A 24,326-nucleotide genomic window follows, 5' to 3' on the forward strand; every position below is an offset into this window, starting at 1 on the left:
AGGGGACCGCGGTCAGCGGCGGGCCACCGCGTAGCCAGAACGCCCGAGCCGGAACGCCCGGCGTCCCTGCGGGTCGACGCAGGTGATGCCTCGAGCGGTGTCGAGGCAGGACCACGGCGCGCCCTTGACCTGTGCGACGCGCCCCTCCTGCAGGCGTGGGAGGGTGGCCGGGTCGACGCTGACGATGGTGTCCGAGTTGCACACGGGGACGACCCGTCCGCGCTCGTCGACCTCGATCCGGCCGACCTGAGAGCGTCCGTCGCCGGCCGCGCACACCCCGGGCGCCTCGATCCCCGCGCCGTCGGTGAGCTCGCACACGCCGCCGCCCTCGCTGGACGCGATCTGGCAATAGACCGACCCGTCGTGGCTGACGAACGACGCCTCGCGGACGTATCCGTGCTCCTGGACTCCGTCGCGGACGGCCGCCAGGGCGCGGGCCAGCGTGAACGGGCCACCCGAGCTCGAGGTGGGGGTGGCCGTCGCGGGCGCCGGCGGCGTCGGGGTGGCCGGGGCACCGCCGGGGGCCGTCGATGGCGAACCGGTCTGGGGAGAGGCGGTCATGGTGATGGTGACGGTCTCGGACGGCGACGACGGAGCGGGAGCGGACGTGGACGTGGCCGTGGCGGAGCCCGCCGGTGATGACCCCGCAGCGGTGCTGCCCGTCGTGCTCGGATCGCCTCCGCCGCACCCCGCGAGGGCGATCGTGAGGGCCACGAGGCCCGCTGCCAGGAGCGGCTTCATCGTCCCAGGGTGGCAGGGCGACGGCCGACCCGCCAGGGGCGCGATCGGCTCAGTCCGGCAGGAGCGCGCGTATGACGCGACCGGGGTCGCCCGCCCGCATCACCTCGCCCATGACGGCCACCCCGTGCGCACCCGCGCCCATGGCCTCGGCGGCCGTCTCGCCCGAGATGCCGCCCAGCGCAAGGACCTTCGTCTCGCCGAGGGGCACCGCATCGATGACCCGGCGAAGCCCTGCGGGTCCGAGCGCGGGGCCGTAGCCCGGCTTGGAGGCGGTTGCGGCATACGGCGAGAGCGTGACGTAGTCGCACCCCTGCTCCACCGCAGCACGCAGCTCGGCCACGTCGTGGGTCGAGCGCCCCACCAGCGACGCGTGCGGCGGGACGGGATCGCTGCGTCGCAGGTGCACGCCGTCCGCCACCGCGCCCCACGCCGCCGCGGCAGGCAGGGGCGCCGCCACGACGAGCCGACCACCCACCGGCCGCAGGAGGCCGGCGAGCGACGTGGCGAGGGCGAGTCGCTGGTCGTCGGGCAGGTCGCGCTCGCGCAGGCACACCCAGCACGCCCCGGCATCGATGCAGCGCTCGACCTGCTCGACCAGCGACCGGCCGGCCGGCAGCTGCGAGCGGTCGGTGAGGACCAGCAGCCGGGAGGGCATCAGTCGATGCGGCCCTGCATGGGGGAGGACGCGAGAGCGTGGCGTCGGACCGGGATGCGGCCGGCGCCATGGGCGAGGCGCCCAGCGATGGTCGCGTGGCGGATGGCGGCGGCCATCGCGGCGGGGTGCTCGGACCGGGTGACGGCGGACGCGACGAGCACGGCGTCGCAGCCGAGCTCCATGGCGAGGGCGGCGTCCGAGGCGGTGCCGATGCCTGCGTCGAGCACCACGGGCACGGTGACGGCCTCACGGATCAGCTCGATGTTGTGCGGGTTGCGGATGCCGAGGCCCGAGCCGATGGGGGAGCCCAGCGGCATGACGGCGGCGCAGCCGAGATCGGCGAGCCGACGCGCGATCACGGGGTCGTCGGTCGTGTAGGGCAGCACCGTGAACCCGTCGTCGACGAGCCGTTCGCACGCGTCGAGGAGCTCGACGACGTCCGGGAGCAGGGTGCGGTCGTCGGCGATGACCTCGACCTTGATCAGGTCGGTGCCGAGCGCCTCCCGGGCGAGCTGGGCGGTGAGCACGGCCTCCCGCGCGGTGTAGCAGCCGGCCGTGTTGGGCAGCAGCCGGCACCCGAGGCGGCGGAGCAGGCCGAGCGTGTCGTCCTTGCCGGTGGTCGAGATGCGGCGCATGGCCACGGTGACCAGGCTCGGCTCGGCGGCGAGCACCGCGGCCTTGAGGTCGGCGATGCGCCGCGAGCCGCCCGTGCCGAGGAACAGCCGGGACGAGAGCTCGTGCCCGCCGACCACGAGCGGGTCGTCCAACGGTGTGGCGCCCGCCGGGGCGTGAGGAGTGGTGGGGGACATGGCGGCTCAGCCTCCCTGCATGGCGGTGACGATCTCGACCTGGGCGCCGTCGTCGAGGGTGCGGCCCTGCCAGCGTCCGCGGGGGACGACGGTGTGGTCGACGGCCACGGCGATGCCGTCGGGGGTCAGGCCGAGCTCGGCGACGAGGCCGGTGATGTCGAGCCCGTCTGCGACGGAACGGCTCTCGCCGTTGACGGTGATGGTCATGGGCTGTCCTCAGGGTGGTGACGGGAGGGAGGTGGGTAGCGGGTGGCGGCGAAGGGGGTCGCCTCGGCGATGTCGGTGACACCGTCGAGCACGAGGTCGGTCACGAGGTCGGCGGTGACGGGGGTCAGCAGCATCCCGTGGCGGAAGTGACCGGTGGCGACGACCAGGCCGGGCGTGCCGACGAGTCCGAGCAGGGGTCCGTTGTCGGGGGTGCCGGGGCGCAGCCGGGCGACGGCGTCGACCAGCGTCAGCTCACCGACCTCGGGCAGCAGGGTGGTGGCGGCGCGCAGCAGCTCCAGCAGGCCGCGCCCGGTCACGTCGGTGTCGCCCAGCTCCTCGGACGTCGCGCCGATCACGAGCTCGCCGGTGATGCGGGGGATGAGATAGACGTGGTCGCCGTGCACCGTCCCCCGGACCGTGTGGTCGAGGAGGCCTCGGGCTCCGCCCATGCGCAGGATCTGCCCCTTGACCGGGCGCAGCGGCAGGGTGACCAGCTCGGCGACGCCCGGGACCGCACCGCTGTCGACGCCCGCCGCGAGGACCACGGTGTCGCAACGGGACTCGCGTGGCGTGTCGTGGTCGCAGGACGCCACCGCGACGACCCGTCCGTCCTCGACGACCGGCGCCCCGCGCCGCGCGACCAGCTCCACCCCGGCCCGGACCCCCGCCGCGCGGAGCCCCTGCACCACGAACCGGTTGTCGACCCACAGGTCGCTCTCGACGAGCAGCGCGGTACGCGCACCGGGCGCGAGAGCGGGAGCCACCCGACGCAGCTCGCGTGACGAGAGCCGTTGGTAGGGAAGGGAGTAGCGCTCCAGCAGGTCGGCGGTCCGCCATACCTCGCGGGCGTCGTCGAGATCCATCCCGACGTGCAGGGCGCCCTCGGTGTGCAGGTCGGGCGAGATGTCCGACGCAGCCTCGAGCCGCGCCGCGAAGTTCGGCCACCGGGCGTGCGACGCGAGCGCCAGGGCGAGCAGGTCCTCCTCCTCGTAGGTCGCCTCGCTGACCGGAGCCAGCATGCCGCCGGCGGCGTGCGAGGCGCCCTGCCCGGGCGCGGGATCCCACAGCTCGACGTCCGCCCCGCGGCTCGCCAGCGACCACGCGCAGGCGAGACCGATGACGCCGCCACCGAGGACGACGACCCTGGGGCCGGGTGAGGACATCTGCGCTCCGATCTCCCTGACCCGCATGACCGGGTCGGTGCAGCGGTCGAGACCAGGCTCCAGGTCTCCTCTCAGCCCGGTGCACCGGGCTCCCGCGAGGACCTCGCCATCCTAGGCCGGTCAGGCGGTCAGGCGGGACGCATCGTGCCCGTCTGCATGAACCGTTCGTGCCAGCTGAACGCCTCGCCCAGCAGGTGAGGCGTCTGCATCCCCCACGCGCCGCGCTGGGCCCGGTCGAAGTAGTCCTGCAGCATCGGCCGGAAGTCGGGGTGCGCGCAGTGGTCGATGATCCGCTGCGCCCGACGCCGCGGGGAGCAGCCGCGCAGGTCGGCAAGACCCTGCTCGGTGATCAGCACCTGCACGTCGTGCTCGGTGTGGTCGACGTGCGTGACCATCGGGACGATGCAGGACAGGGCGCCGCCCTTGGCCGTCGACGGCGTGACGAAGGTCGACAGGAAGGCGTTGCGGGCGAAGTCGCCGGAGCCGCCGATGCCGTTCTGGATCCGCGAGCCCATGATGTGCGTCGAGTTCACGTTGCCGTAGATGTCGGCCTCGATCAGCCCGTTGCTGGCGATGACCCCGAGCCGGCGGATCACCTCGGGGTGGTTGGAGATCTCCTGCGGACGCATGATGATCCGCTTGCTGAAGAAGTCGATGTCGTCGTTGAACCGCTGAACTCCCTCGGGGGACAACGAGAACGCGGTCGCGGACGCCACCTCGATCGTGCCGTTCTCGATCAGGTCGAGCATGCCGTCCTGCAGCACCTCGGTGTAGGCCTGCAACCCCTTCCACGGGGACTCCGACAGCCCGGCGAGCACGGCGTTGGCGATGTTGCCGACGCCGCTCTGCAGCGGGAGCAGCTTCTCCGGCATGCGGCCGGCCCGGACCTCGGACTGCAGGAAGTCCATCAGGTGACCGGCGATGGCCTTGGAGTCGTCGTCGAGCGCCTTGAACGCCGTGTTGCGGTCGGGGGCGTCGGTCTCGACGATCCCGATGATCTTGTCCGGCGGACAGCGGAAGAAGGGGTCTCCGATGCGGTCCGCGGCGTCGGTGATCATGACCGGCTTGCGGTGGGGTGGCAGGGCGGTGCCGTAGTAGATGTCGTGCATGCCCTCGAGCTCCAGGCGCTGCCAGGCGTTGACCTCGAGGATCACCTTGTCGGCCTGGTCGATCCAGGTCTTGTTGTTGCCCACGGACGCCGACGGGAGCAGCGTGCCGTCCTCGTTGACCGCGGCCACCTCGACCAGCGCGACGTCGAGCCTGCCGAGGAAGCCCTCCCAGGTCATCTGCGCGACGTGCGAGAGGTGGACGTCGATGTACTCCATCGTGCCGGCGTTGATCTTGGCGCGGCTGATCGGGTCGGACTGGTAGGGGAGCCGCAGCTCCACGCCGTCGGCCTCGGCCAGCGCGCCGTCCAGCTCCGGGGCCGTCGAGGCGCCCGTCCACACCCCGACCCGGAAGTCGTCGCCGCGCTGGTGGGCGGCGGTCATCCGGTCGGCGAGCGCCTTGGGGACGGCCTTGGGATAGCCCGCGCCCGTGAACCCGCTCATCCCGACGTTGTCGCCGTGGCTGATGAGAGCGGCCGCGTCATCGGCCGTCATGATCTTGCTGCGGAGGGCGGGGTTGGCGACGCGGGAGCTCATCGAGATCACCTCGGGGGTCGGTCCTTGGGGTCGGTCCAACCCTAGGACCGGGGTCGGTCGGGTGATGCGGTGGGGTGGCCCTTGGCGCGGTGACGGACGGCGAGGCCGTATGCCGGGAAGGGGGACCCGGCATACGGCCTCTGCGTGCTGTGTTTGTCTGGGGTGACGCTGGGGTTACTGGACGGTGATGTCGTCGAAGACGAAGCTGGACTGGGCGGAGGAGTCCTCGGTGGCGCTGATCTTGAGGGTGACGGCCTGGCCGGCGTAGCTGGACAGGTCGACGGTCTTCTGGACGTAGCCGTTGGTCTTGGTCAGGTTGGAGTAGGACGCCACGGCGGAGCCGTTGATGGTGACGGTGGCCTTGTCGTAGGCGGTGTAGCTGGAGGTCTCGGCGCTGTCGACGGCGACCCAGTAGGTGAGCTTGTGGCCGGCGGGGACGGTGAGGGTCTGCTGCTCGTACTCGGTGGCGGTGGCGCCGTTGCCGCCGAGCCAGAGCTTCCAGGTGCCGGTGTGGGCGGGGCGTCCGGCGTTGTTGGTGATGGGGCCGGTGGTGCCGGTCCAGCCGGTCTGGCCGGACTCGAAGCCACCGTTGACGACCGCGTTGCTGCCCGGGGTGGGCGTCGGTGTCGGGGTCGGCGTCGGGGTCGGCGTCGGGGTGGGCGTCGTGCCGCCGGGTCGCGTGCCGCCGATGGCGTCGATGGCCGACAGGATCTGCGAGCGGTAGGCCGAGATCTTGGTGTAGTGCCCCGCGTCGTTGGCGCGGGCGCAGCCGACGCCCCACGAGGTGATGCCGACCTGGACGTCACGGCCGTAGGCGTTCTTGGCGAAGAGCGGGCCGCCGGAGTCGCCGTTGCAGGTGTCCGTGCCGGCCGTGCCGTTGCCGGAGGCGCAGATCTCGGCGTCGGCATAGGGGAGGCAGCCGCTGCCGGTGTGCAGGGGGAGGTCCACCTGCTGGAGGTACTGCGTGCTCGCGCCGCCCTCGGTGAGCCGGCCCCAGCCGATGGCGGTGAACCAGGGGGAGCGGTCGAGCGACGTGTCCGGGGTGATGGGGGCGAAGGTCGTGATCGTGGACGGGCGGTCCAGCTTGCCCACCGCCCAGTCGCCCTTGCGCGGTCCGGCGCCCGTCTTCCACGTGACCACCTTGCGGGACTCACCCTGGGTGTAGTCGACCTTGCCGATGAGGGCCTGGACCGTCATCGTCGAGGGGGTCTCGTCGAGGCAGTGCTGGGCCGTCAGGACGGTGTCGGGGCTGATGAGGGTGCCGCCGCAGCCGAAGGTGCCGCCCGAGGTGGTCATCTTGATCTTGACGGCCATGGGCCACCGGCCCTCGGGGGCCTGGCCGCCGCCGACGATGGGGTTGACGTCCGGCGGTGCGGCGGGAGCGCCGGCCTGGGCGACGGGGGCGAGGACGCCGGCACCGAGCGTGACGGCGGCGACGGTCGCGAGGGACAAGAGGGCAGGGCGGGGCACGGCCAGATGGCGCATCGATGACTCCTGTGGGTGAGCACGGCCTGGGGATGGGAGGGCCGTATGGGGGATCATCCTGGACCGTCAGCGATCCCCTGTAAAGACCTTCTGGCCACTAATTGTTTCTGGATCGGTCAACACGCCACGAGATACGCAGAGGGCACGTCCCGTCACGGAACGTGCCCTCGGTCCAGGCTTCACGACTCGTCAGCGAGGCGGCATGCGCAGCGCCCCGTCCAGGCGGATCACCTCACCGTTGAGCATGGGGTTGGCGATGATGTGCTCCGCGAGCCCAGCGAACTCCTCGGGGCGGCCGAGGCGTGACGGGTGCGGGACCATCGCGCCGAGGCTGGCGCGGGTCTCCTCCGGCATGCCGGCCATCATCGGGGTCTCCATGGTGCCGGGGGCGATGGTCATCACGCGGATGCCCTTGTCGGCGAGGTCCCGGGCGGCGGTGAGCGTCAGCCCGACGATGCCGGCCTTGGAGGAGGCGTATGCCGCCTGCCCGACCTGCCCGTCGTAGGCCGCGATGGAGGCGGTGCTGATGATGACGCCACGGTCTCCGTCGACGGGCTCGTTGTCGACCATCGCCGCCGCCACCAGGCGCATGACGTTGAAGGTGCCGACGAGGTTGATGTCGACGACGGTCCGGAACTTCTCCAGCGCGAGGGGGCCACCGCGACCCACGACGCGACCCGGCGTCGCCACTCCCGCGCAGGACACCGCGATCCGCAGCTCGCCGAGCGTGGCGGCGACGTCGACGGCGGCCTGCACCCCGTCCTCGTCCCGCACGTCGGCGGGGCAGAAGCGCGCGCGCTCACCCAGCTCCTCCGCGACCTGGGCCCCGCGCGAGGTCTCGAGGTCGACGATGACGACGGCCGCGCCGGCGGCGTGCAGGGCGCGGGTGGTGGCCTCGCCGAGGCCCGAGCCGCCGCCGGTGACGAGGGCTACGGTCTGGTCGGTGATCTTCACGAAATGTCCTGTCCTGGAGGGATGTTGACGATCGGATGATAGGTCTGGCCGCAGCCGGACGAGCTCAGCCGCGGAGCAGCGCCCGCGAGATGACGAGGCGCTGGATCTGGTTGGTCCCCTCGAAGATCTGGGCGACCTTGGCCTCGCGCATGTAGCGCTCGACGGGGAAGTCCATCGTGTAGCCCGCGCCGCCGAGCACCTGCACCGCGTCCGTGGTGACCTTCATCGCCGCGTCGGTGGCCGTGAGCTTGGCGACCGACGCCTGCTTGCCGACGCTGCGCCCGGCGTCCTTCATGCGGGCGGCCATCAGATAGGTCGACCGCGCCTGGTGGACGGCGGCCTCCATGTCGGCGAGCAGGAAGGCCAGGCCCTGGAACTCGCCGATCGTCCGCCCGAACTGCGCCCGCTCCTTGGCGTAGCGCACGGACACGTCCAGCGCGGCCTGGGCCAGACCCGTGGCGCACGCCGCGATGCCGAGACGTCCGGCGTCGAGGGCGGCCAGCGCGATCGGCATACCCTGACCCTCGGCACCGATGCGACGACCCTCGTCGACCTCGACCCCCTCGAGGTAGACCTGGCGGACCGTGTCGCAGTGCAGGCCCATCTTGCGCTCGGGCTCGGCGAAGCCCAGCCCCGCCGCGTCCCCCGGCACGATGAAGCAGGACAGGCCCTTGGCGCCCTCGTCGCTCGTGCGGGCGAAGGTCGTGTAGAAGTCGGCGTGGCCGGCGTGCGAGATCCAGGCCTTGGTGCCGCGCAGGGCGTAGGGACCCGAGTCCCCTTGGCGCGTGGCCCGGGTCGTCATCGAGGCGACGTCGGACCCGGCCTGCGGCTCGGACAGGCAGTAGGCCCCGAGCTGCTCGCCCGAGAGCATCCCGGCCAGCAGGTCGCGCTGCTGCTCCTCGGTGCCGTAGGTCGCGACCGGGAAGCAGGTCAGCGAGTGCACCGACACGCCCACGGCCACCGACATCCAGGCGTAGGCGATCTCCTCGACCACCTGCAGGTAGACCTCGTAGGGCTGGCCGCCGCCGCCCAGCTCCTCGGGGTAGGCCAGCGTCAGCAGGCCCGACCTGCCGAGCAGCGTGAAGGTCTCGCGGGGGAACTCGTGGGCGGCCTCCATGGCATCGACCTGGGGCGCGAGCTTGTCGCGGCAGATCTCGCGGGTGAGGTCGATGAGGTCCTGGGACTCGTCGTTGGGCATCAGGCGCTCGGCTGGCATGCCCTGAGGATAGGACTTGACGTCGCGGAAGGCGCAGGCCCGGGAGCGCTGCCCGGGGCCCGCAGCGACCGTGATCTACAGCACGGAGACCTGCAGCACGCAGACCTACAGCACGATCTCGGCGATCTGCCGCACGGTGCGGGCGTTGCCGTGGACGACCATCGTGGTGATTAGCGACTCCTCCCACGCGGCGAGCTCGTCCTTGATCTTGGCCACCGGGCCGACGAGCGCGATGCGCGACACCATCTCGGTCGTGACGGCGGCCACGGCCTCCTCCTTGCGCCCCGCCAGGAACAGCTCCTGGATCCGCGCGCACTCCGCCTCGAAGCCCAGGCGCGCGACCGCGTCGTAGTGGAAGTTCTGGCCCTTGGCGCCCATCCCGCCGACGTAGAGGGCGACGTGCGGCCGCAGGCGGTCGGCCGCACGCTCGACGTCCTCGTCCACGACGACCTGCACCGGCAGCGGCACCTCGAAGCCGTCCGGGTGCCCCCCGCGCGCGGCGAAGCCCTCGTCGAGGCAGTGGCGGTAGAAGGAGTCCTCGTAGGGGGAGTAGAACAGCGGCAGCCAGCCATCGGCGATCTCGGCCGCGAGGGCGACGTTCTTGGGCCCCTCGGCAGCGACGAGGATCGGGATGGTCTCGCGGACGGGGTGCAGCGTGGACCTGAGCGGCTTGCCGAGGCCGGTCCCGCCCTCGATCGGCACCTGGTAGTGCCGGCCGGTGTGCTGCACGACGTCGCGACGCATGGCGGTGCGCAGGATCTCGACATACTCCCTGGTCCGGGCGAGGGGCTGCCGGTAGGGCTGGCCGTACCACCCCTCGACGACCTGCGGGCCGCTGGCGCCGATGCCGAGCGCGAACCGTCCGTCGGAGAGGTGGTCCATGGTCATCGCGGCCATGGCGGTGGCGGCGGGGGTGCGCGCCGACATCTGCATGACGGCGGTGCCGAGCGTGAGCCGCGTCGTGCGGGCCCCGAGCCACGCGAGCGGCGTCAGGGCGTCGGACCCGTAGGCCTCGGACGTCCAGATGGAGTCGAAGCCGCACTCCTCGGCGGCTGCGACGGCCTCCTCTATCCCCTCGGGCTTGCCCGCGCCCCAGTAGCCCAGTCCCAGACCCAGCTTCATCGCCTGCTCCTCACCGTTGGATTACCGGTCAGTATGCCCGGGGTGCCCGGGCGGGACCAGGACGAGGCCGTATGACGAACCCCACCCGCTCGCGCGCAGGACGGTCCATCCACAGACGGTGAGGACGGCGTGGCGGCGGATCGAGTGGATCTCACCGCTCGGCTCGTCAGGGGTGTGGGAGAGCCGCGGGGCCGAGTCGGCAGCTGGCAGCCGTCCGACCTTAGGGCTCAAGGTGTCGCCGCGGCCCCGTCGAGGCAACTTTAAGCGTTAAGGTTGCCACAGGGCATCTTAGGGCATCTCGACGAAAGGCTAGCGACTATGGGCACGTGGGAGCAGGCGTGGTGGGACTCGTCCGAGCCCAGCCTGCCTCGGCGCGAGCGGCGTTCGGGGCGCTACCCGCGATATGTGCCGGACCTGCTGGTCGGCGCCGCGCTGGCTCTCGACCCGGAGACGGATCGGCTCGTCGCGGAGGCCGAGCGGCGTGTGCGTTCGCTCGACGGGGACCTTCGAGATCTTGCCGGGATCTCCCGCTTCCTCCTGCGCTCCGAGGCGATCGCGTCGTCGCGCATCGAGGGGATCGCGCCGTCCGCCCGAAATGTGGCGCTCGCCGAGCTGGGTCAGAGCGAGGAGGTCAAGGGGGTCGGCGAGCAGGCGCAGATGGTTGCGAACAACATGACCGTCGTCCGTGAAGCGACCACCCGCCTCGTCGGCGTCGATCACGTGGCGGTCGAGGACATCGAGGCCCTGCATCGGTCCCTTCTCCCCCGGGAGGAGCACCACCACGGGCTGCGGCAGGTGCCGAACTGGATCGGCGGCTCTGACTGGCATCCCCTCGACGCCGACTTCGTCCCTCCCGACCCCGAGCGAGTGCCCGCCCTCATGCAGGATCTCGTCGCCTATCTCGCCGGAGGACTGCACTCGCCTATCGCCCAGGCGGCGCTGGCGCACGCCCAGTTCGAGACGATTCACCCCTTCACCGACGGCAACGGCCGGGTGGGCCGCGCACTCATCCACACCGTGCTCGCCCGCCGCGGACTGACTCGCGACGCGGTGCTGCCCATCAGCCTCGTCCTGTCGACGATGCGCAGCCGGTATGTCGAGGGACTGACGACATACCGGGTCGCCGCCAGTGCGGACTCGGTGACAGGGATGGCGGTGCGCTCGGCCTGGATCGCCGTCTTCTCGACGGCGACGATCCTTGCCTGTGACCAGGCGGAGCGGATCGCGAGCGAGCTGGCGGCTCTGCGCGCTGACTGGGACACGAGGATTGCGGAGGAGCGGACGAAGAAGGGTGCCACCCGCGGCCTGCGTAGCGATTCGGCCACGGCGGCGATCCTCGCGGACCTTCCTGCGACGCCAGTCCTCACCGTAGCCACCGTGGTCCGGATCCACGGCGTCTCGCGGACCGCAGCCGGGAAGGCGCTGGACGAGCTCTACGTAGCACGGATCCTGACGAGGAAGGCCATCGGGCCGGGGCGGCAGGCCTACGTGGCCGACGACCTCCTCGACATGATCACCTGGGCCGAACGTCGGCTCGCGAGCACCCGCTTCGACACGAGACAGAGCGCGCCTCACCGCGGCGCTCCCACAGCCCCTCCGGCAAGGCCCGCTCATGACTGACTCCGACAGGCTCATCGACAAGCTCTGGCCCTGCTGCGATGTCCTGCGCGGGATCGCCTGCGAGAAGCTCTGAGAGCTCAGCGGCTGCGGCCGTCAGTGCTGGGAGGGGGCGAAGGCGCGGCGCGGGTCGACGACCTGCAGCGTGGGGTACTTGGGGGCGCGGCCGTCGCCGGACGACCGGCCGGTGAGGCGGCGCTGGACCCAGGGGCCGACGTAGGTGCGGGCCCACTCGACGTTGCCGCGCAGCGCCTCGGAGCGGGCGGGTGCGGCCATGGGCGGCAGCGGCGTGCGCCAGTCGGCGAGCTCGGGTGGGAAGCCCAGCGACTGGAAGGCCTCGGCGGCGACGCGCTCGTGGCCGTCCGGCGTCATGTGGATGCGGTCCTCGGACCACATGCGCCAGTCTTTGAGCGGCGTGAGGGCCCACTGGTTGAGCAGGTAGCACTCGTGCCGCTGCGCGATGGCCACGATGTGCGCGATGTAGGTCGCCACGCGGCCGCGAGTCAGGCCGACGAGGGGGGCGTCCTTGGGGTCGGTCGGGGTCGCCATGAGGACGTCGGCGCCGGTCGCGCGGATGCGGGCGACCGCCTCCTCCAGGCGGGACGCCAGCGCGTCGATGTCGGCGCGTGGTCGCAGGATGTCGTTGCCGCCGCCCACGATCGACACGAGGTCGGGCTCCAGCGCGAGCGCGTCGTCGACCTGCCGGGTCACGATGTCGTCGAGCAGGCGGCCCCGGATGGCGAGGTTGGCGTAGCGCAGCTCCCGGTCGTCCTTGGCGGCCACGACGGCCAGCATCGCCGCGAGGCGGTCCGCCCATCCGGCATACACGTCACCGTCGGGAGAGGCCGGGTCCGGGTCGCTCATCCCCTCGGTGAAGGAGTCGCCGATGGCGACGTAGCGGCCCCAGGACCTCGGATCACGGGCGATGCTCACGGGAGCCTCCAGTCGATGGGTTCGGCGCCCTGCTCCTGCAGGGCGGCGTTGGCGCGGCTGAACGGTCGCGAGCCGAAGAACCCGGCGTGCGCCGACAGGGGTGAGGGGTGGGCGGACTCGATGCATGGTATGCCGGGAAGGTGGGGCGCCAGGTTGCGGGCGTCGCGACCCCACAGGATCGCCACGAGAGGGCCGCCGCGCTCGACCAGCGCCGTGATCGCGCAGGCCGTGACGGCCTCCCAGCCCTTGCCCCGGTGGCTGGCAGGCTTGCCGGGCTGGACCGTGAGGACGCGGTTGAGCAGCAGCACGCCGTGGTCCGCCCACGGCGACAGGTCGCCCGAGCCTGGCTGGGGGACACCGAGGTCCGTCGTCAGCTCCTGATAGATGTTGACCAGCGAGCGGGGGATCGGGCGCACGTCCGGGGCGACCGAGAAGGACAGGCCCACCGCGTGACCCGGGGTGGGATAGGGGTCCTGGCCGACGATCAGCACCCGCACGTCGGGCAGCGGCTGCTCGAAGGCGCGCAGCACGTGGGCCCCGGCCGGGAGGTAGGGGCGACCCGCCGCGACCTCGGCCCGCAGGAAGTCCCCCATGGCCCGCACCTGGTCGGCCACCGGCTCGAGGGCCGTCGCCCACGTGGGGTGGACGATCTCGGACAGCGGCTGGGGCGGGGTCACGGCGACCACCCTAGACGGATCCCGGCGCCATCAGGTGTCGCTCAGGGTCCGGCCAGGGGTTTCCCCTGGCCCTGACGCAGCGTCAGGCCAGTAGCGTCGAGGGAGCAGCGGTCGGCCTCCCGGCTGGACCGCCACCGGACTCGCGGCAGCGGGGACCTATCGGAGGGGATGTCAGGGATGGGACTGTTCAAGAGGCAGCAGCCACGTCACGCACGACAGCAGACGGAGCCGGTGGTCGAGGCCGGCGACCCGCGCGAGACGGCGGCCACGCACGAGACGGTGGCCACGCACGAGACGGTGGCCACCCGGGAGGTCCGCGCGCCGGCATACGAGCAGCGGGCGGTCCAGGGCGAGGTCGCCGCCTCGACGCGGGGCCTGGCCAAGGTCTATGGGCAGGGCGACGCCCGGGTGGTCGCGCTCGGGGGCGTCGACATCGCGTTCGAGAAGGGGCGGTTCACCGCCGTCATGGGACCGTCGGGGTCCGGCAAGTCGACCCTGATGCACTGCGCGGCCGGGCTGGACGCGCCGACCGCCGGGCAGGTCTTCGTCGGGGACACCGAGATCGGCGGCCTCAAGGACAAGGACCTGACCGAGCTGCGGCGCGACCGCATCGGCTTCGTCTTCCAGGCCTTCAACCTCATCCCGACCCTGACGGCGGAGGAGAACATCCTGCTCCCGCTGTCGATCGCCGGGCGCAAGCCGGACCCGGAGTGGTACGACACCGTCATCGACACCGTCGGGCTTCGAGACCGGCTGCGGCACAAGCCGTCCGAGCTGTCCGGCGGCCAGCAGCAGCGCGTCGCCTGCGCCCGCGCGCTGGCCAGCAAGCCCCAGATCATCTTCGCCGACGAGCCCACCGGCAACCTCGACTCCCGCTCCGGGGCCGAGATCCTCGGCTTCCTGCGGCGCAGCGTCGACGAGTTCGGTCAGACGATCGTCATGGTCACCCACGACCCCGTGGCCGCGGCCTACTGCGACCGCGTCGTCTTCCTCGCCGACGGCGAGCTCGTCGACGAGCTGCAGAGCCCGACCCGCGAGGACGTGCTCGACACCATGGCCCACCTGGACGAGCTGGTCCAGGGGCGCCGCCAGCCCCAGCGGGCAGGCTGACCCGCCATGCTCCGCACATCGTGGAAGTCCCTGATGGGCCGCAAGCTGCGGCTCCTCATGAGCGCCTTCGCCATCGTCCTCGGGGTGTCCTTCGTCAGCGGCTCCCTGATCTTCACCGACATGCTCGGCAGCACCTTCAACGGCATCATGAACGGCACCGTCGCCGACGTGAACGTCCAGCCCAAGGGCTCGTCGGCCGGGGGCGCGACGTCCGGGTCCCGCAGCGTCCTCACCCGCGCCCAGATCGACCGGATCGGCCAGGTGGAGGGCGTCCGGTCGTCCGTGGGCGCCATCACCGTCACCGACGCCTACCTCGTCGGCAAGAACGGCAAGGTCCTCGCCACCGTGGGGCCGCCGTCCATCGGCGGCAACGTCATCACCGAGCCGGCCTTCGGCGGCCAGCAGGGCATGGTCGTCAAGAGCGGACGGACGCCCCAGCGGGAGGGTGAGGTCGCGATCGACCCCGCCTCCCTCGAGAAGTCCGGCTACCGGTTGGGCGACACCATCGCCATCGCCAGCTCGGGGGCCGAGCCCACCATGCGGGCGACCATCGTCGGGACGGTCCTGTGGGGCTCCAAGGGGTCCACGGCGGGCGCGACCTACGCGATGTTCGACGACCGGACCGCGCAGCAGCAGTGGATGGGCGGCAAGGACGCCTACCAGGCGGCCTGGGTCACGGCCGAGCCCGGGCAGGACGTCGACGCCCTGGCCGAGCGGGTCCGCGCCCTGACGCCGGCCGGCTACGAGACCCTGACGGGCGCCGAGCTGGCCAAGAAGAGCGAGGACCAGGTCGGGCAGGCGCTGTCGTTCATCTCGACCTTCCTGCTCGTCTTCGCCGGCATCGCCCTCGTCGTCGGGTCCTTCCTCATCGTCAACACCTTCTCGATCCTCGTCGCGCAGCGCTCCCGCGAGCTGGCGCTCCTGCGGGCCATGGGGGCGAGCCGGCCGCAGGTGCGCCGGGCCGTGCTCTTCGAGGCGTTCGTCGTCGGGCTCGTCGGCGCCACCCTCGGGCTGCTGCTCGGCCTGGGGATCGCCCAGGGCATCTCGGCGATGTTCTCGACGTTCGGCCTCGACATGGGGTCCACCCCACCTCGGCTCACGCTGCAGGCGGTGGCGGCGTCATACGTCGTGGGTCTGCTCGTGACGATGCTCGCGGCCTATGTCCCGGCCCGCAAGGCGTCCTCGGTGCCCCCGGTCGCCGCCATGACCGGTGACGCGCTGACCGGCCGGTCCGACCTCGGACGACGGCTGGCCATCGGCCTGACCCTGACCGGCCTGGGCGTCGCCGGGCTGCTCGCCGGGCTCTTCTGGGAGGACGCCCCCGGGCGCACGTGGTGGATCGGGGCCGGCGCGCTCCTGACGCTGCTCGGCGTGGCCTTCACCTCGCCGGTGCTGGGCAAGCCGGTCCTGTGGGGCCTCGGCCGGGTCTACCGCGGGATGTTCGGCCAGGTCGGAGCGCTCGCCGAGACCAACGCCACCCGCAACCCACGCCGCACGGCCGCCACCGCCTCGGCCCTGATGATCGGCCTGACCCTCGTGACCACGATGGCGGTGCTCGGCCAGTCGGCCAAGACCTCGCTGACGGGCATCATCGAGGGCGGGCTCCGCGGGGACTACATGTACTCCAACCCGGCCTTCCAGCCCTTCTCGCCCGCCATCGCCGACCAGGCGGCCAAGGTCGACGGGGTGGCCAGTGTGCACCGCATGCGGATGGCGTTCGGGACGCTCGGGGGCGAGCAGACGATCCTGGGAGCGATGGCGCCGAGCGACTTCGACAAGATCTTCAAGCAGGAGGCCGGCCGGGGCTCGCTCGCGGACTTCCGCAAGGGCACGGTCATGGTGCCCGAGAAGATGGCGACCGACAAGGGCTGGGCGCTCGGGCAGAAGGTCGACGTCGCGCTCCCCAGCGGGCCGCTGCCCCTGACCCTCGCGATGACCTACCAGCAGGACGAGGGGATGGACGGCGGGCTCTACACCACCCTAGACACCCTCGCGGACGCCGGGGTGCCGGCGACCGACATGCGCGTGGTGGTGGACGTGGCGGGCGGCGCCGACAAGGCCAAGGTCCGTCAGCAGCTGGAGACCATCGTCAAGGACCTGCCCATGGTGACCGTCAAGGACAACCAGGAGTTCGCCAAGACCCAGACGGGGCAGATCGACCTGCTGCTCAACATGATCTACGCCCTGCTCGGGCTGGCGATCGTCATCGCCGTGCTCGGCATCGTCAACACGCTCGCCCTGTCCGTCATCGAGCGGACGCGCGAGATCGGGCTGCTGCGGGCGATCGGCCTGCGGCGGGGACAGCTGGGGCGGATGATCCGGCTCGAGTCGGTGGCGATCGCGCTGCTCGGCTCGGTGCTCGGTCTCGGCATGGGGCTGCTCTTCGGCTTCGCGCTGGTCCGGGCGCTCGAGGGCGACGGGCTGGCCCTGCACGTGCCGTGGGTGCAGCTGCTGGCGTTCCTCGTCGTCGCGGGGATCGTGGGGGTGCTGGCCGCGCTGTGGCCGGCCCACCGCGCCGCGCGGATGGACGTGCTGCGGGCGATCCAGACCGAGTGAGCGGCGGCCATGTGGGTGATCAGGGGCGCGGCACGAATGACATGCGTGTGATTCGGCCGCTACCCTGAGGCTCATGAGCGCCGCACTGCACCCCACGTCGGCCACGCGTCCCGTCGCCTCCCTCAGCGACCGGGAGCGCGAGATCCTCGCGTTCGAGCGCCAGTGGTGGAAGTACGAAGGCGCCAAGGAGCAGTCCGTCAAGGAGCTGTTCGACATGAGCGCGACGCGCTACTACCAGGTGCTCAACGCCCTGATCGACACGCAGGCGGCCCTGGAGCACGACCCCATGCTCGTCAAGCGGCTGCGGCGCATGCGCGCCCAGCGGCAGCGCGCCAGGTCAGCACGCCGGCTCGGCGTCCAGCTCTGACCCCCACAGACCCGTAGGCCCCCGTCCTCGCACAGGACGGGGGCCATCGGCATCCCGGGGGCCGGGAGTAGATTCGCGGGCATGCGCACCGGACCCACCAACACCCTCGTCGACGTCGCCGGGTTCCGGGTCGGTCACGCGACCCGGGACGAGACGGGCTGGCTGACCGGGACCACCGTCGTGCTCCCGCCGGACGGCGGCTGCGTCGCCGGCGTGGACGTGCGCGGCGCGGCCCCCGGGACCCGCGAGACCGACCTGCTCGACCCGCGCAACCTGGTCGACCGGGTCGACGCCGTGGTCCTGTCCGGCGGTTCGGCCCTCGGGCTCGCCGCGGTCGACGGCGTCGTCCAGGGGCTGCTGGAGGACGGCATCGGGTGGCCCATGGGCTCGCCCGGGCAGGTCGTGCCCATCGTCCCCGCAGCGGTCGTCTTCGACCTCGGGCGGGGCGGCGAGTGGCGGCACCACCCCGGCTTCCGGGACGGTCAGGCCGCGTATGCCGATGCGCGCGACTCGGGTGCGCGGCCGGTGCCGATGGGCGCCGTCGGTGGCGGGACGGGCGCCAAGGTCGGGGGCTTCAAGGGCGGCGTGGGCTCGGCGTCGTGCGTGCTCGACGACGGCGTGACGGTGGCCGCCCTGTGCGTGGTCAACGCCATCGGGTCCGCCGTCGACGAGACCACGGGCGAGCTGTGGGGAGCGCGGCACGAGCTTGACGAGGAGCTCGCTGGGCTCAGGTCACCGTCCGCGCAGGACGTCGCGGCGTCACGCGTGGCAGCAGGGAGCCTGCCGGAGCGGTTCGCGGGCATGCCGGGCATGGCGACGACGATCGGCGTGATCGCGACGGACGCGCGGCTCACCAAGGCGCAGTGCCAGAAGATGGCGGGCGTCGGGCACGACGGCCTCGCGCGGGCGCTCAAGCCGGTCCACACCTACTTCGACGGCGACACCCTCTTCGCCCTCGGCTCGGGGCGCCACGAGCGAGAGCTGTCCCTGCCCGAGCTGGCCCTGCTCTTCGAGGCCGGGGCGGACTGCGTGACGCGTGCGGTGGTGCACGCCGTGCTGGCGGCCGAGTCCGTGGACCGCACGGCGGACGGCGGCGCGGCCTGGCGCTCCTACCGGGCCGCGTTCCCCTCGGCATACGGCTGACTGACTGGATGACTGACCGACTGACGTGGCCGGACCGGCCGAGCCTCGCGGAGTCTGGGAGAGTGGTCGTATGACGGAGCAGTGGGACACACCGGAGAAGCTCGCCGCCATGCGCGACGCCACCGAGGCGACCGTGCCGGGGTGGCGACGGCCCGCCCTGTGGGGCGTCGGGATCAGCGCAGCGTCGTCGGAGCCGGAGTGGGAGTTCCCGTGCGTCAACCAGGGCGGGGCCTACCTGCCCGCGGTGGTGCTCGGGCGCCTCGTCCGCCACTCGCAGACCACCGAGACGCTGCCGGTGACCGTGGACGTGCTGCGACGCGCGATCGACGACCTCTCACCGGCCGAGGCCTGCACCTCGGTCGACCACCCCAACCTCGTGGCGTGGCGGTGGCTGCTGGGCGAGATCGAGTCCAACCCCGCGCGGGACCTGGTCGTGGTCTACGTCGACGACCTGGACGACCCCGTGAGCAGCGAGGCCGACGGCGAGCTGAGGGCCGCGGCCTCCTGACAACCGGCCTGACAGGACCCGAGCGGCCCGCCGACGCAGGTCACGCTGGGTCGATCGGCGTCACGGACGCGATTTCTTCAGACGCGGAGGGTAACGCTCGTCATACTTGATGCAGAGGACGCGCCGGCGCCCGCTCGTCGAAGGCTCCGCGAGGCGATGGCCGAGAGCCGTCAGCAGGAGGAATACTTCCGCAGCCTCGTCCAGGACTCGCAGGACGTGATCATGATCTGCGACGGGCGTGGGGTGCTGGAGTACGTCTCACCCGTCGCCGAGCGGGTGATCGGGACCGAGGAGGCCCTCCGCAGCGTCGACGACCCGCGGTCCTCGACGCTGGCCGAGGTGCTGCTCGTCGATCCCACCGTCGTCACGGAAGCGCTGCGCCTGGCGAAGGACGAGGGGTCCGCGTTGTTCGACGTCCAGACCGACGGTCGGGTCCTCGAGACCTCGGTCGCCCCGCGTCCCGACGGGTTCGTGGTCGCCGTGCGCGACGTCACCGAGCGGGTGGAGCTGCGCGAGCGGCTGCACGCGCTCGCCTACAACGACACGCTGACCGGGCTCGCCAACCGCCGCCAGCTGCTCGAGCGTCTCGCCACCCTGCTGGACGAGGCGGGCAGGGCGACGCCGGTGGCGGTGATCTTCATCTACCTGGACCGGTTCAAGCAGGTCAACGACTCCAGCGGCCACCACGCGGGTGACGCCCTCCTGCGCGAGGTCGCCGCGCGCATCACGAGCGAGATCGGGCCGGACCGGCTGCTCGCCCGCCTGGGCGGGGACGAGTTCGCGGTGGTGGCGTCCGCCGGGCTCGACGAGGCCACGGCCTTGGCCGAGCGCGTGCACGAGTCGCTCGCCCAGCCCTACGGACTCGGTGACCGGGTGCACCAGGTCGGAGCCTCGATCGGTGTCGCGGCGGCGGACCCTCAGGAGCCCGGCGTCGGTCCGGAGGAGCTGCTGCAGCGGGCCGACCTCGCGATGTACGCCGCCAAGCAGTCCAACGAGGCCTGGCGCGCGTACGACCCCGGCATGCGCGCGGCGGCGGAGCGCCGGGCCGACGCCGACCACGAGATCACGCGGGCCTGGGGCGCGGAGTCGGTCCGCCTCTACCTGCAGCCCATCGTGCGCACCCACGACCTGGCCGTGCACTCGGTGGAGGCCCTGCTGCGCTGGGTGGGTGCCGACGGCCGGGTGGTGGGGCCTGCCACGGTCCTCGACTACGCGACGCGCACCGGCCACATGACGCGACTGACGGAGTGGGTCCTGTCCGGCACCGTGACCTCGCTGCGGCGGCTCGGGCCGGGCGGGATCCCCGTCTCGGTCAACCTCCCGACCGCGCTGCTGGACGTCGATGACGTGGCGCCTCGGCTCGAGGAGATGCTGCGGCGAGGCGGGCTGCGGCCGACCGACGTGCACCTGGAGCTCGCCGAGGACGCCATGGTGGATCGCGGACCCCGGTCCACGCAGACCGTGCAGGGCCTGCGGGCCCCCGCCGACGCCGAGCGGCTCCAGAGCCTGCGCGAGCTCGCGTCGTGGGGGTCCTTCATGGGGGCGGGCGGCGCCCGGCATACGGTGCCGTCGTCATTTGCACTCGGGGGTGCCGAGTGCTAATGATGGTGTTAGCACTCTCCTGGCGAGAGTGATAAGAGCCCGGTCGTATGACGAGGTCCGGGGTCGCCGGGTGATGTGAACCCAGCGGCCACGAGCCGTCCGTCGCGGGCGTCCTGCGACCGACACATCCGTTTCGTGTGGGAGGAAACCCCCGAATGGCCAAGCTGATTGCCTTCGACGAGGAGGCCCGTCGCGGTCTCGAGCGCGGCATGAACATCCTTGCCGACGCCGTCCGCGTCACCCTCGGCCCCAAGGGCCGCAACGTCGTCCTGGAGAAGAAGTGGGGAGCCCCCACCATCACCAACGACGGCGTGTCCATCGCCAAGGAGATCGAGCTCGAGGACCCGTACGAGAAGATCGGGGCCGAGCTCGTCAAGGAAGTTGCCAAGAAGACCGACGACGTCGCCGGTGACGGCACCACCACCGCGACCGTCCTCGCGCAGGCCATGGTCAAGGAGGGCCTGCGCAACGTCGCGGCCGGATCCAACCCCATGGCGCTGAAGCGCGGCATCGAGACCGCCGTCAAGGCCGTCTCCGCCGAGCTGCTCGACATGGCCAAGGACATCGAGACCAAGGAGCAGATCGCCTCCACCGCCTCGATCTCCGCCGCTGACCCCCAGATCGGCGAGCTCATCGCCGAGGCCATGGACAAGGTCGGCAAGGAAGGCGTCATCACCGTCGAGGAGTCCAACACCTTCGGCCTCGAGCTCGAGCTCACCGAGGGCATGCGCTTCGACAAGGGCTACATCGCGCCCTACTTCGTCACCGACACCGAGCGCATGGAGGTCGTCCTCGAGGACCCCTACGTGCTCATCGTCAACTCCAAGATCTCCGCGATCAAGGACGTCCTGCCGCTGCTCGAGAAGGTCATGCAGTCCGGCAAGCCGCTCGCGATCATCGCCGAGGACGTCGAGGGCGAGGCCCTGTCCACGCTGATCGTCAACAAGATCCGCGGCACCTTCAAGTCCGTCGCCGTCAAGGCCCCGGGCTTCGGTGACCGTCGCAAGGCCATGCTCGGCGACATCGCCATCCTCACCGGTGGCCAGGTCATCTCCGAGGAGGTCGGCCTCAAGCTCGACACCACCGAGCTCGACATGCTCGGCCGGGCGCGCAAGGTCGTCGTCACCAAGGACGAGACCACGATCGTCGAGGGTGCCGGCGACGCCGACCAGATCGCCGGTCGCGTCGCGCAGATCCGTTCCGAGATCGACCGCAGCGACTCCGACTACGACCGCGAGAAGCTCCAGGAGCGCCTCGCCAAGCTCGCCGGTGGCGTCGCCGTCATCAAGGCGGGCGCGGCCACCGAGGTCGAGCTCAAGGAGCGCAAGCACCGCATCGAGGACGCGGTGCGCAACGCCAAGGCTGCCGTCGAGGAGGGGATCGTCGCCGGTGGTGGCGTGGCCCTGCTGCAGGCCACCGACGCTGCCTTCGCCAAGCTCTCGCTGGAGGGCGAGGAGGCCGTGGGCGCCAACATCGTCCGCGTCGCTGCCGAGGCTCCGCTCAAGCAGATCGCGATCAACGCCGGTCTCGAGGGTGGCGTCGTGGCGGAGAAGGTCCGCCACCTCACCCCGGGCGAGGGCCTGAACGCCGCCACGGGCGAGTACGTCGACATGATCAAGGCCGGCATCATCGACCCGGCCAAGGTCACCCGTTCCGCCCTGGAGAACGCCGCGTCCATCGCCGCGCTGTTCCTCACCACGGAGGCCGTCATTGCCGACAAGCCGGAGAAGGCTGCGGCGGCGGCGCCTGGTGGCGACGACATGGGTGGTATGGGCTTCTGACGAAGCATGTAGGTGAGGCCTAGTCCCGAGGAACGAGGGACACGGCCGAGCCGGAGTGCGAGGAAGAAGCCCGATCAAGCAAGGCTTCTGACGAAGGACGCATGCGAAGGTTGGGTCCGAGCTTGCGAGGACCCGGTCGTAGCGGAGTCCGAGGAAGAAGCCCGATCAAGCACAGGCTTCTGACGCACGAGATTCACGAAGGGCGGCTCACCGATCACGGTGGGCCGCCCTTCGCGTGCGCAGCTGCTGCACATACCGGGTCGAGCGTGAACCGGGGTGTTGTGCCGCAACGGAATTCGTCCGGGACGAGCTCCGATGTGCAGCAGTTGTGCGCGCTGCCGACCGTCGGTGGGCGCTCGCCGTGCCTGCGAGCGCGTCTTGGCGCACCAGCCGAGTCGTATGCCGGCCCCCGGGCACGTGAGCGACGTCATGCCGTCCGAACCGTGGGTGGACGTGCGCTCCAGGGCCCGGTCGGGGGAGAGTCGTGGTCGGACCACGTCGACGACACCGCAGGAGCCCCAGCATGATGCCGCGCAAGGACACCTTCCTCGCCTGCGTGGTCATCCTCATCTGGGGCGTGAACTTCGTGGCGGCGAAGTACGGCATGGAGGTGATCCCGCCGCTGCTGTTCGCGGCGCTGCGGTTCACGCTGGTCGCGTTCCCCGCGGTGCTGTTCGTCCGGCCGCCGGGCAACGGGTGGCGGACGGTGCTGGCGTGCGGAGCGACGATGTCGGCGGGGCAGTTCGCGCTGCTCTACACCGCGATGAACCTCGGGATGCCGGCGGGGCTGGCGTCGCTGGTGCTGCAGATCCAGACGGTGTTCACGGTGACGATCGCGGCCCTGGTGCTGCGGGAGCTGCCGACGCGCTGGCAGGTGGCGGGCATCGCCATCGGGGTGCTCGGCATGGTCGTGGTGGGGTGGGAGTTCATGGTGGCGGCGCCGGTGCTGCCGTTCGTGATGACGATCGCGGCCGCCGCGTCGTGGGGGATGGGCAACGTGCTCACCCGTCGCCGTCCGCCGCGGGACGGCTTCTCGCTGGTGGTCTGGTCGGCCCTGGTGGCGCCGCTGCCGCTGCTCGGTCTGTCGCTGTGGCTGGAGGGCTGGGAGCGGGACCTGCATGCGCTGACGCACCTGACGCTGACGTCGGTGCTGGGGCTGGCGTTCGTCACCTACGGCGCCTCGATGGCGGGCTACGGCCTGTGGAACCTGCTGCTGTCGCGCCATGCGGCGTCGACGGTGTCGCCGTGGTCGATGTTCGTGCCGGTCATCGGCACGGTCGCCGCCTACTTCTACAACGGTGAGACCCCGACGGTCCTCGGCCTGGTCGGGGCGGTGGTCATCATCGTCGGCGTGCTCATGGCCCTCGGTGTGATCGGCCCGCGTCGACGGCCACGGTCGGACCTGCCGGACCGGGAGCACCCGGCTTCAGAGCCCGCGGGTCTCTGAGGCTCGGGCCGCCTCGGGCGACCGGCTCCTGGCGACGCGCCCGGTTCCCGGTTCCGCCAGACCGTCGAGGGACACCGAACCGGAAGAAGGCCGCGGCGGGGCTGGGGGACCCCCCGCCGCGACCCTCCCGACCCGGGCGGGCCGAGCCCGTGGGCCCGCCCGGGAGCTCGTGGGGTCAGCGGAACATCGCGGTGTTGGCCTGCTCGGTGTCGGCATACTGCACCCCGGCCTGCTGGAGCAGCCGGTTGATCGACTCCAGCGACTCGCGCACCTGCGACTGGGTGCCGCGCCACTGCGCGATGACCCCCTGGAAGCCGGCGGAGGCGCTGCCCTGCCAGGCGTCCTGCAGGGCGGTCAGGCGGCCCATCATGGCCCCGACCTGCGTCTCGATCTCCGCGGAGATCTGGCCGATGTCGGCCGAGGCCGCCGAGATGCGCTCGGTGTCGACGGTGAAGGTTGCGCTCATGTCCGAATCCTCTGCTCGCGTTCGACCCTGGTGGCCCGTCCGTCCGGTGTGCCCGGACCGGCTGAGAGCAACTCTGCCCCGCCCGGCCCGTGACCTCGTCCGCTCATCCACAGGCGGGGTCGGT

The 24,326-nt window shown here is 71.7% G+C and carries 22 protein-coding genes; 9 read left to right on the top strand and 13 right to left on the bottom strand.

What is annotated here, in order from left to right; translation table 11 throughout:
* Positions 1 to 12 precede the first annotated feature (12 nt).
* From B4E97_RS15550 to B4E97_RS15595, 10 genes are all read right to left on the bottom strand, one after another.
* On the bottom strand, positions 13 to 741 hold the full coding sequence (locus B4E97_RS15550) for a hypothetical protein (RefSeq protein ID WP_286960617.1): 729 nt from the start codon (positions 739 to 741) through the stop codon (positions 13 to 15).
* A 49-nt stretch (positions 742 to 790) separates the two neighbouring features.
* Positions 791 to 1,396: a thiamine phosphate synthase gene (locus B4E97_RS15555; RefSeq protein ID WP_286960618.1), complete on the bottom strand. Its 606-nt coding sequence runs from the start codon at positions 1,394 to 1,396 to the stop codon at positions 791 to 793.
* The gene (locus B4E97_RS15560; protein ID WP_286955478.1) at positions 1,396 to 2,205 is read right to left on the bottom strand and encodes a thiazole synthase; all 810 of its coding nucleotides are present in this window, start codon (positions 2,203 to 2,205) and stop codon (positions 1,396 to 1,398) included. The genes B4E97_RS15555 and B4E97_RS15560 overlap by 1 nt, the downstream gene beginning before the upstream one ends.
* Before the next feature lie 6 nt (positions 2,206 to 2,211).
* Positions 2,212 to 2,412 (bottom strand): sulfur carrier protein ThiS, encoded by a 201-nt coding sequence (thiS, locus tag B4E97_RS15565; protein ID WP_239262935.1) that lies wholly within the window; start codon positions 2,410 to 2,412, stop codon positions 2,212 to 2,214.
* On the bottom strand, positions 2,409 to 3,575 hold the full coding sequence (thiO, locus tag B4E97_RS15570; RefSeq protein WP_286955475.1) for a glycine oxidase ThiO: 1,167 nt from the start codon (positions 3,573 to 3,575) through the stop codon (positions 2,409 to 2,411). Before thiO ends, thiS begins: the two co-directional genes overlap by 4 nt.
* A 128-nt stretch (positions 3,576 to 3,703) precedes the next feature.
* Positions 3,704 to 5,218, bottom strand: coding sequence for an acetyl-CoA hydrolase/transferase family protein (locus B4E97_RS15575; protein WP_286960620.1), 1,515 nt, complete (start codon positions 5,216 to 5,218; stop codon positions 3,704 to 3,706).
* 174 nt (positions 5,219 to 5,392) lie between these two features.
* Positions 5,393 to 6,703, bottom strand: a complete 1,311-nt coding sequence (locus B4E97_RS15580; RefSeq protein ID WP_286960622.1) for a trypsin-like serine protease — start codon at positions 6,701 to 6,703, stop codon at positions 5,393 to 5,395.
* Positions 6,704 to 6,892: 189 nt separating this feature from the next.
* The gene (locus tag B4E97_RS15585) at positions 6,893 to 7,657 is read right to left on the bottom strand and encodes an SDR family NAD(P)-dependent oxidoreductase (protein WP_239262975.1); all 765 of its coding nucleotides are present in this window, start codon (positions 7,655 to 7,657) and stop codon (positions 6,893 to 6,895) included.
* Positions 7,658 to 7,721: 64 nt separating this feature from the next.
* Positions 7,722 to 8,873: an acyl-CoA dehydrogenase family protein gene (locus B4E97_RS15590; RefSeq protein ID WP_286960624.1), complete on the bottom strand. Its 1,152-nt coding sequence runs from the start codon at positions 8,871 to 8,873 to the stop codon at positions 7,722 to 7,724.
* Positions 8,874 to 8,978: 105 nt separating this feature from the next.
* Complete coding sequence (locus tag B4E97_RS15595) at positions 8,979 to 9,995, bottom strand: LLM class F420-dependent oxidoreductase (RefSeq protein WP_286960626.1); 1,017 nt, start codon at positions 9,993 to 9,995, stop codon at positions 8,979 to 8,981.
* 318 nt (positions 9,996 to 10,313) lie between these two features.
* Between B4E97_RS15595 and B4E97_RS15600 the strand changes: the two genes are divergently transcribed.
* On the top strand, positions 10,314 to 11,615 hold the full coding sequence (locus B4E97_RS15600; RefSeq protein ID WP_286960628.1) for a Fic family protein: 1,302 nt from the start codon (positions 10,314 to 10,316) through the stop codon (positions 11,613 to 11,615).
* Positions 11,616 to 11,708: 93 nt separating this feature from the next.
* On the opposite strand, the gene B4E97_RS15605 is transcribed toward B4E97_RS15600, so the two are convergent.
* Both B4E97_RS15605 and B4E97_RS15610 read right to left on the bottom strand, forming a co-directional pair.
* Positions 11,709 to 12,545 carry an SGNH/GDSL hydrolase family protein gene (locus B4E97_RS15605; RefSeq protein WP_286956046.1) on the bottom strand — a complete coding sequence of 279 codons (837 nt, stop codon included), beginning with the start codon at positions 12,543 to 12,545 and terminating at the stop codon, positions 11,709 to 11,711.
* The gene (locus B4E97_RS15610) at positions 12,542 to 13,222 is read right to left on the bottom strand and encodes a uracil-DNA glycosylase (RefSeq protein ID WP_037210818.1); all 681 of its coding nucleotides are present in this window, start codon (positions 13,220 to 13,222) and stop codon (positions 12,542 to 12,544) included. The genes B4E97_RS15605 and B4E97_RS15610 overlap by 4 nt, the downstream gene beginning before the upstream one ends.
* Before the next feature lie 177 nt (positions 13,223 to 13,399).
* Here B4E97_RS15610 and B4E97_RS15615 point away from each other — a divergent pair, with 177 nt between their 5' ends.
* From B4E97_RS15615 to B4E97_RS15650, 8 genes are all read left to right on the top strand, one after another.
* Entirely contained in the window at positions 13,400 to 14,332 is a 933-nt protein-coding gene (locus B4E97_RS15615) for an ABC transporter ATP-binding protein (protein WP_019284363.1), read from the top strand.
* A 6-nt stretch (positions 14,333 to 14,338) separates the two neighbouring features.
* On the top strand, positions 14,339 to 16,888 hold the full coding sequence (locus B4E97_RS15620; protein ID WP_286956041.1) for an ABC transporter permease: 2,550 nt from the start codon (positions 14,339 to 14,341) through the stop codon (positions 16,886 to 16,888).
* Between the two features lie 73 nt (positions 16,889 to 16,961).
* Positions 16,962 to 17,255, top strand: a complete 294-nt coding sequence (locus tag B4E97_RS15625; protein ID WP_286956039.1) for a DUF3263 domain-containing protein — start codon at positions 16,962 to 16,964, stop codon at positions 17,253 to 17,255.
* 81 nt (positions 17,256 to 17,336) lie between these two features.
* Positions 17,337 to 18,398: a P1 family peptidase gene (locus B4E97_RS15630; protein WP_286960632.1), complete on the top strand. Its 1,062-nt coding sequence runs from the start codon at positions 17,337 to 17,339 to the stop codon at positions 18,396 to 18,398.
* Between the two features lie 70 nt (positions 18,399 to 18,468).
* Positions 18,469 to 18,906 (top strand): hypothetical protein, encoded by a 438-nt coding sequence (locus tag B4E97_RS15635; protein WP_286956035.1) that lies wholly within the window; start codon positions 18,469 to 18,471, stop codon positions 18,904 to 18,906.
* A gap of 156 nt (positions 18,907 to 19,062) precedes the next feature.
* Positions 19,063 to 20,508, top strand: coding sequence for a diguanylate cyclase domain-containing protein (locus B4E97_RS15640; protein WP_286960635.1), 1,446 nt, complete (start codon positions 19,063 to 19,065; stop codon positions 20,506 to 20,508).
* Between the two features lie 155 nt (positions 20,509 to 20,663).
* On the top strand, positions 20,664 to 22,289 hold the full coding sequence (gene groL / locus B4E97_RS15645; protein WP_029212475.1) for a chaperonin GroEL: 1,626 nt from the start codon (positions 20,664 to 20,666) through the stop codon (positions 22,287 to 22,289).
* Between the two features lie 523 nt (positions 22,290 to 22,812).
* Positions 22,813 to 23,736 carry an EamA family transporter gene (locus B4E97_RS15650; RefSeq protein WP_019284353.1) on the top strand — a complete coding sequence of 308 codons (924 nt, stop codon included), beginning with the start codon at positions 22,813 to 22,815 and terminating at the stop codon, positions 23,734 to 23,736.
* Positions 23,737 to 23,911: 175 nt separating this feature from the next.
* Here B4E97_RS15650 and B4E97_RS15655 read toward each other — a convergent pair whose 3' ends face one another.
* Positions 23,912 to 24,202, bottom strand: coding sequence for a WXG100 family type VII secretion target (locus B4E97_RS15655; RefSeq protein ID WP_019284352.1), 291 nt, complete (start codon positions 24,200 to 24,202; stop codon positions 23,912 to 23,914).
* Between the last annotated feature and the right edge of the window lie 124 nt (positions 24,203 to 24,326).

This window comes from Arsenicicoccus sp. UBA7492 (assembly GCF_002479615.1).
In the GTDB taxonomy this organism is placed as follows: Bacteria; Actinomycetota; Actinomycetes; order Actinomycetales; family Dermatophilaceae; genus Arsenicicoccus; species Arsenicicoccus bolidensis.

Bases quoted from the DNA above. Each gene is read 5' to 3' on its own strand.
- B4E97_RS15550 (WP_286960617.1), bottom strand. From the start codon at position 741: ATGAAGCCGCTCCTGGCAGCGGGCCTCGTGGCCCTCACGATCGCCCTC.
- B4E97_RS15555 (WP_286960618.1), bottom strand. From the start codon at position 1,396: ATGCCCTCCCGGCTGCTGGTCCTCACCGACCGCTCGCAGCTGCCGGCC.
- B4E97_RS15560 (WP_286955478.1), bottom strand. From the start codon at position 2,205: ATGTCCCCCACCACTCCTCACGCCCCGGCGGGCGCCACACCGTTGGAC.
- thiS (WP_239262935.1), bottom strand. From the start codon at position 2,412: ATGACCATCACCGTCAACGGCGAGAGCCGTTCCGTCGCAGACGGGCTC.
- thiO (WP_286955475.1), bottom strand. From the start codon at position 3,575: ATGTCCTCACCCGGCCCCAGGGTCGTCGTCCTCGGTGGCGGCGTCATC.
- B4E97_RS15575 (WP_286960620.1), bottom strand. From the start codon at position 5,218: ATGAGCTCCCGCGTCGCCAACCCCGCCCTCCGCAGCAAGATCATGACG.
- B4E97_RS15580 (WP_286960622.1), bottom strand. From the start codon at position 6,703: ATGCGCCATCTGGCCGTGCCCCGCCCTGCCCTCTTGTCCCTCGCGACC.
- B4E97_RS15590 (WP_286960624.1), bottom strand. From the start codon at position 8,873: ATGCCAGCCGAGCGCCTGATGCCCAACGACGAGTCCCAGGACCTCATC.
- B4E97_RS15595 (WP_286960626.1), bottom strand. From the start codon at position 9,995: ATGAAGCTGGGTCTGGGACTGGGCTACTGGGGCGCGGGCAAGCCCGAG.
- B4E97_RS15600 (WP_286960628.1), top strand. From the start codon at position 10,314: ATGGGCACGTGGGAGCAGGCGTGGTGGGACTCGTCCGAGCCCAGCCTG.
- B4E97_RS15615 (WP_019284363.1), top strand. From the start codon at position 13,400: ATGGGACTGTTCAAGAGGCAGCAGCCACGTCACGCACGACAGCAGACG.
- B4E97_RS15620 (WP_286956041.1), top strand. From the start codon at position 14,339: ATGCTCCGCACATCGTGGAAGTCCCTGATGGGCCGCAAGCTGCGGCTC.
- B4E97_RS15625 (WP_286956039.1), top strand. From the start codon at position 16,962: ATGAGCGCCGCACTGCACCCCACGTCGGCCACGCGTCCCGTCGCCTCC.
- B4E97_RS15630 (WP_286960632.1), top strand. From the start codon at position 17,337: ATGCGCACCGGACCCACCAACACCCTCGTCGACGTCGCCGGGTTCCGG.
- B4E97_RS15635 (WP_286956035.1), top strand. From the start codon at position 18,469: ATGACGGAGCAGTGGGACACACCGGAGAAGCTCGCCGCCATGCGCGAC.
- B4E97_RS15640 (WP_286960635.1), top strand. From the start codon at position 19,063: ATGGCCGAGAGCCGTCAGCAGGAGGAATACTTCCGCAGCCTCGTCCAG.
- groL (WP_029212475.1), top strand. From the start codon at position 20,664: ATGGCCAAGCTGATTGCCTTCGACGAGGAGGCCCGTCGCGGTCTCGAG.
- B4E97_RS15650 (WP_019284353.1), top strand. From the start codon at position 22,813: ATGATGCCGCGCAAGGACACCTTCCTCGCCTGCGTGGTCATCCTCATC.
- B4E97_RS15655 (WP_019284352.1), bottom strand. From the start codon at position 24,202: ATGAGCGCAACCTTCACCGTCGACACCGAGCGCATCTCGGCGGCCTCG.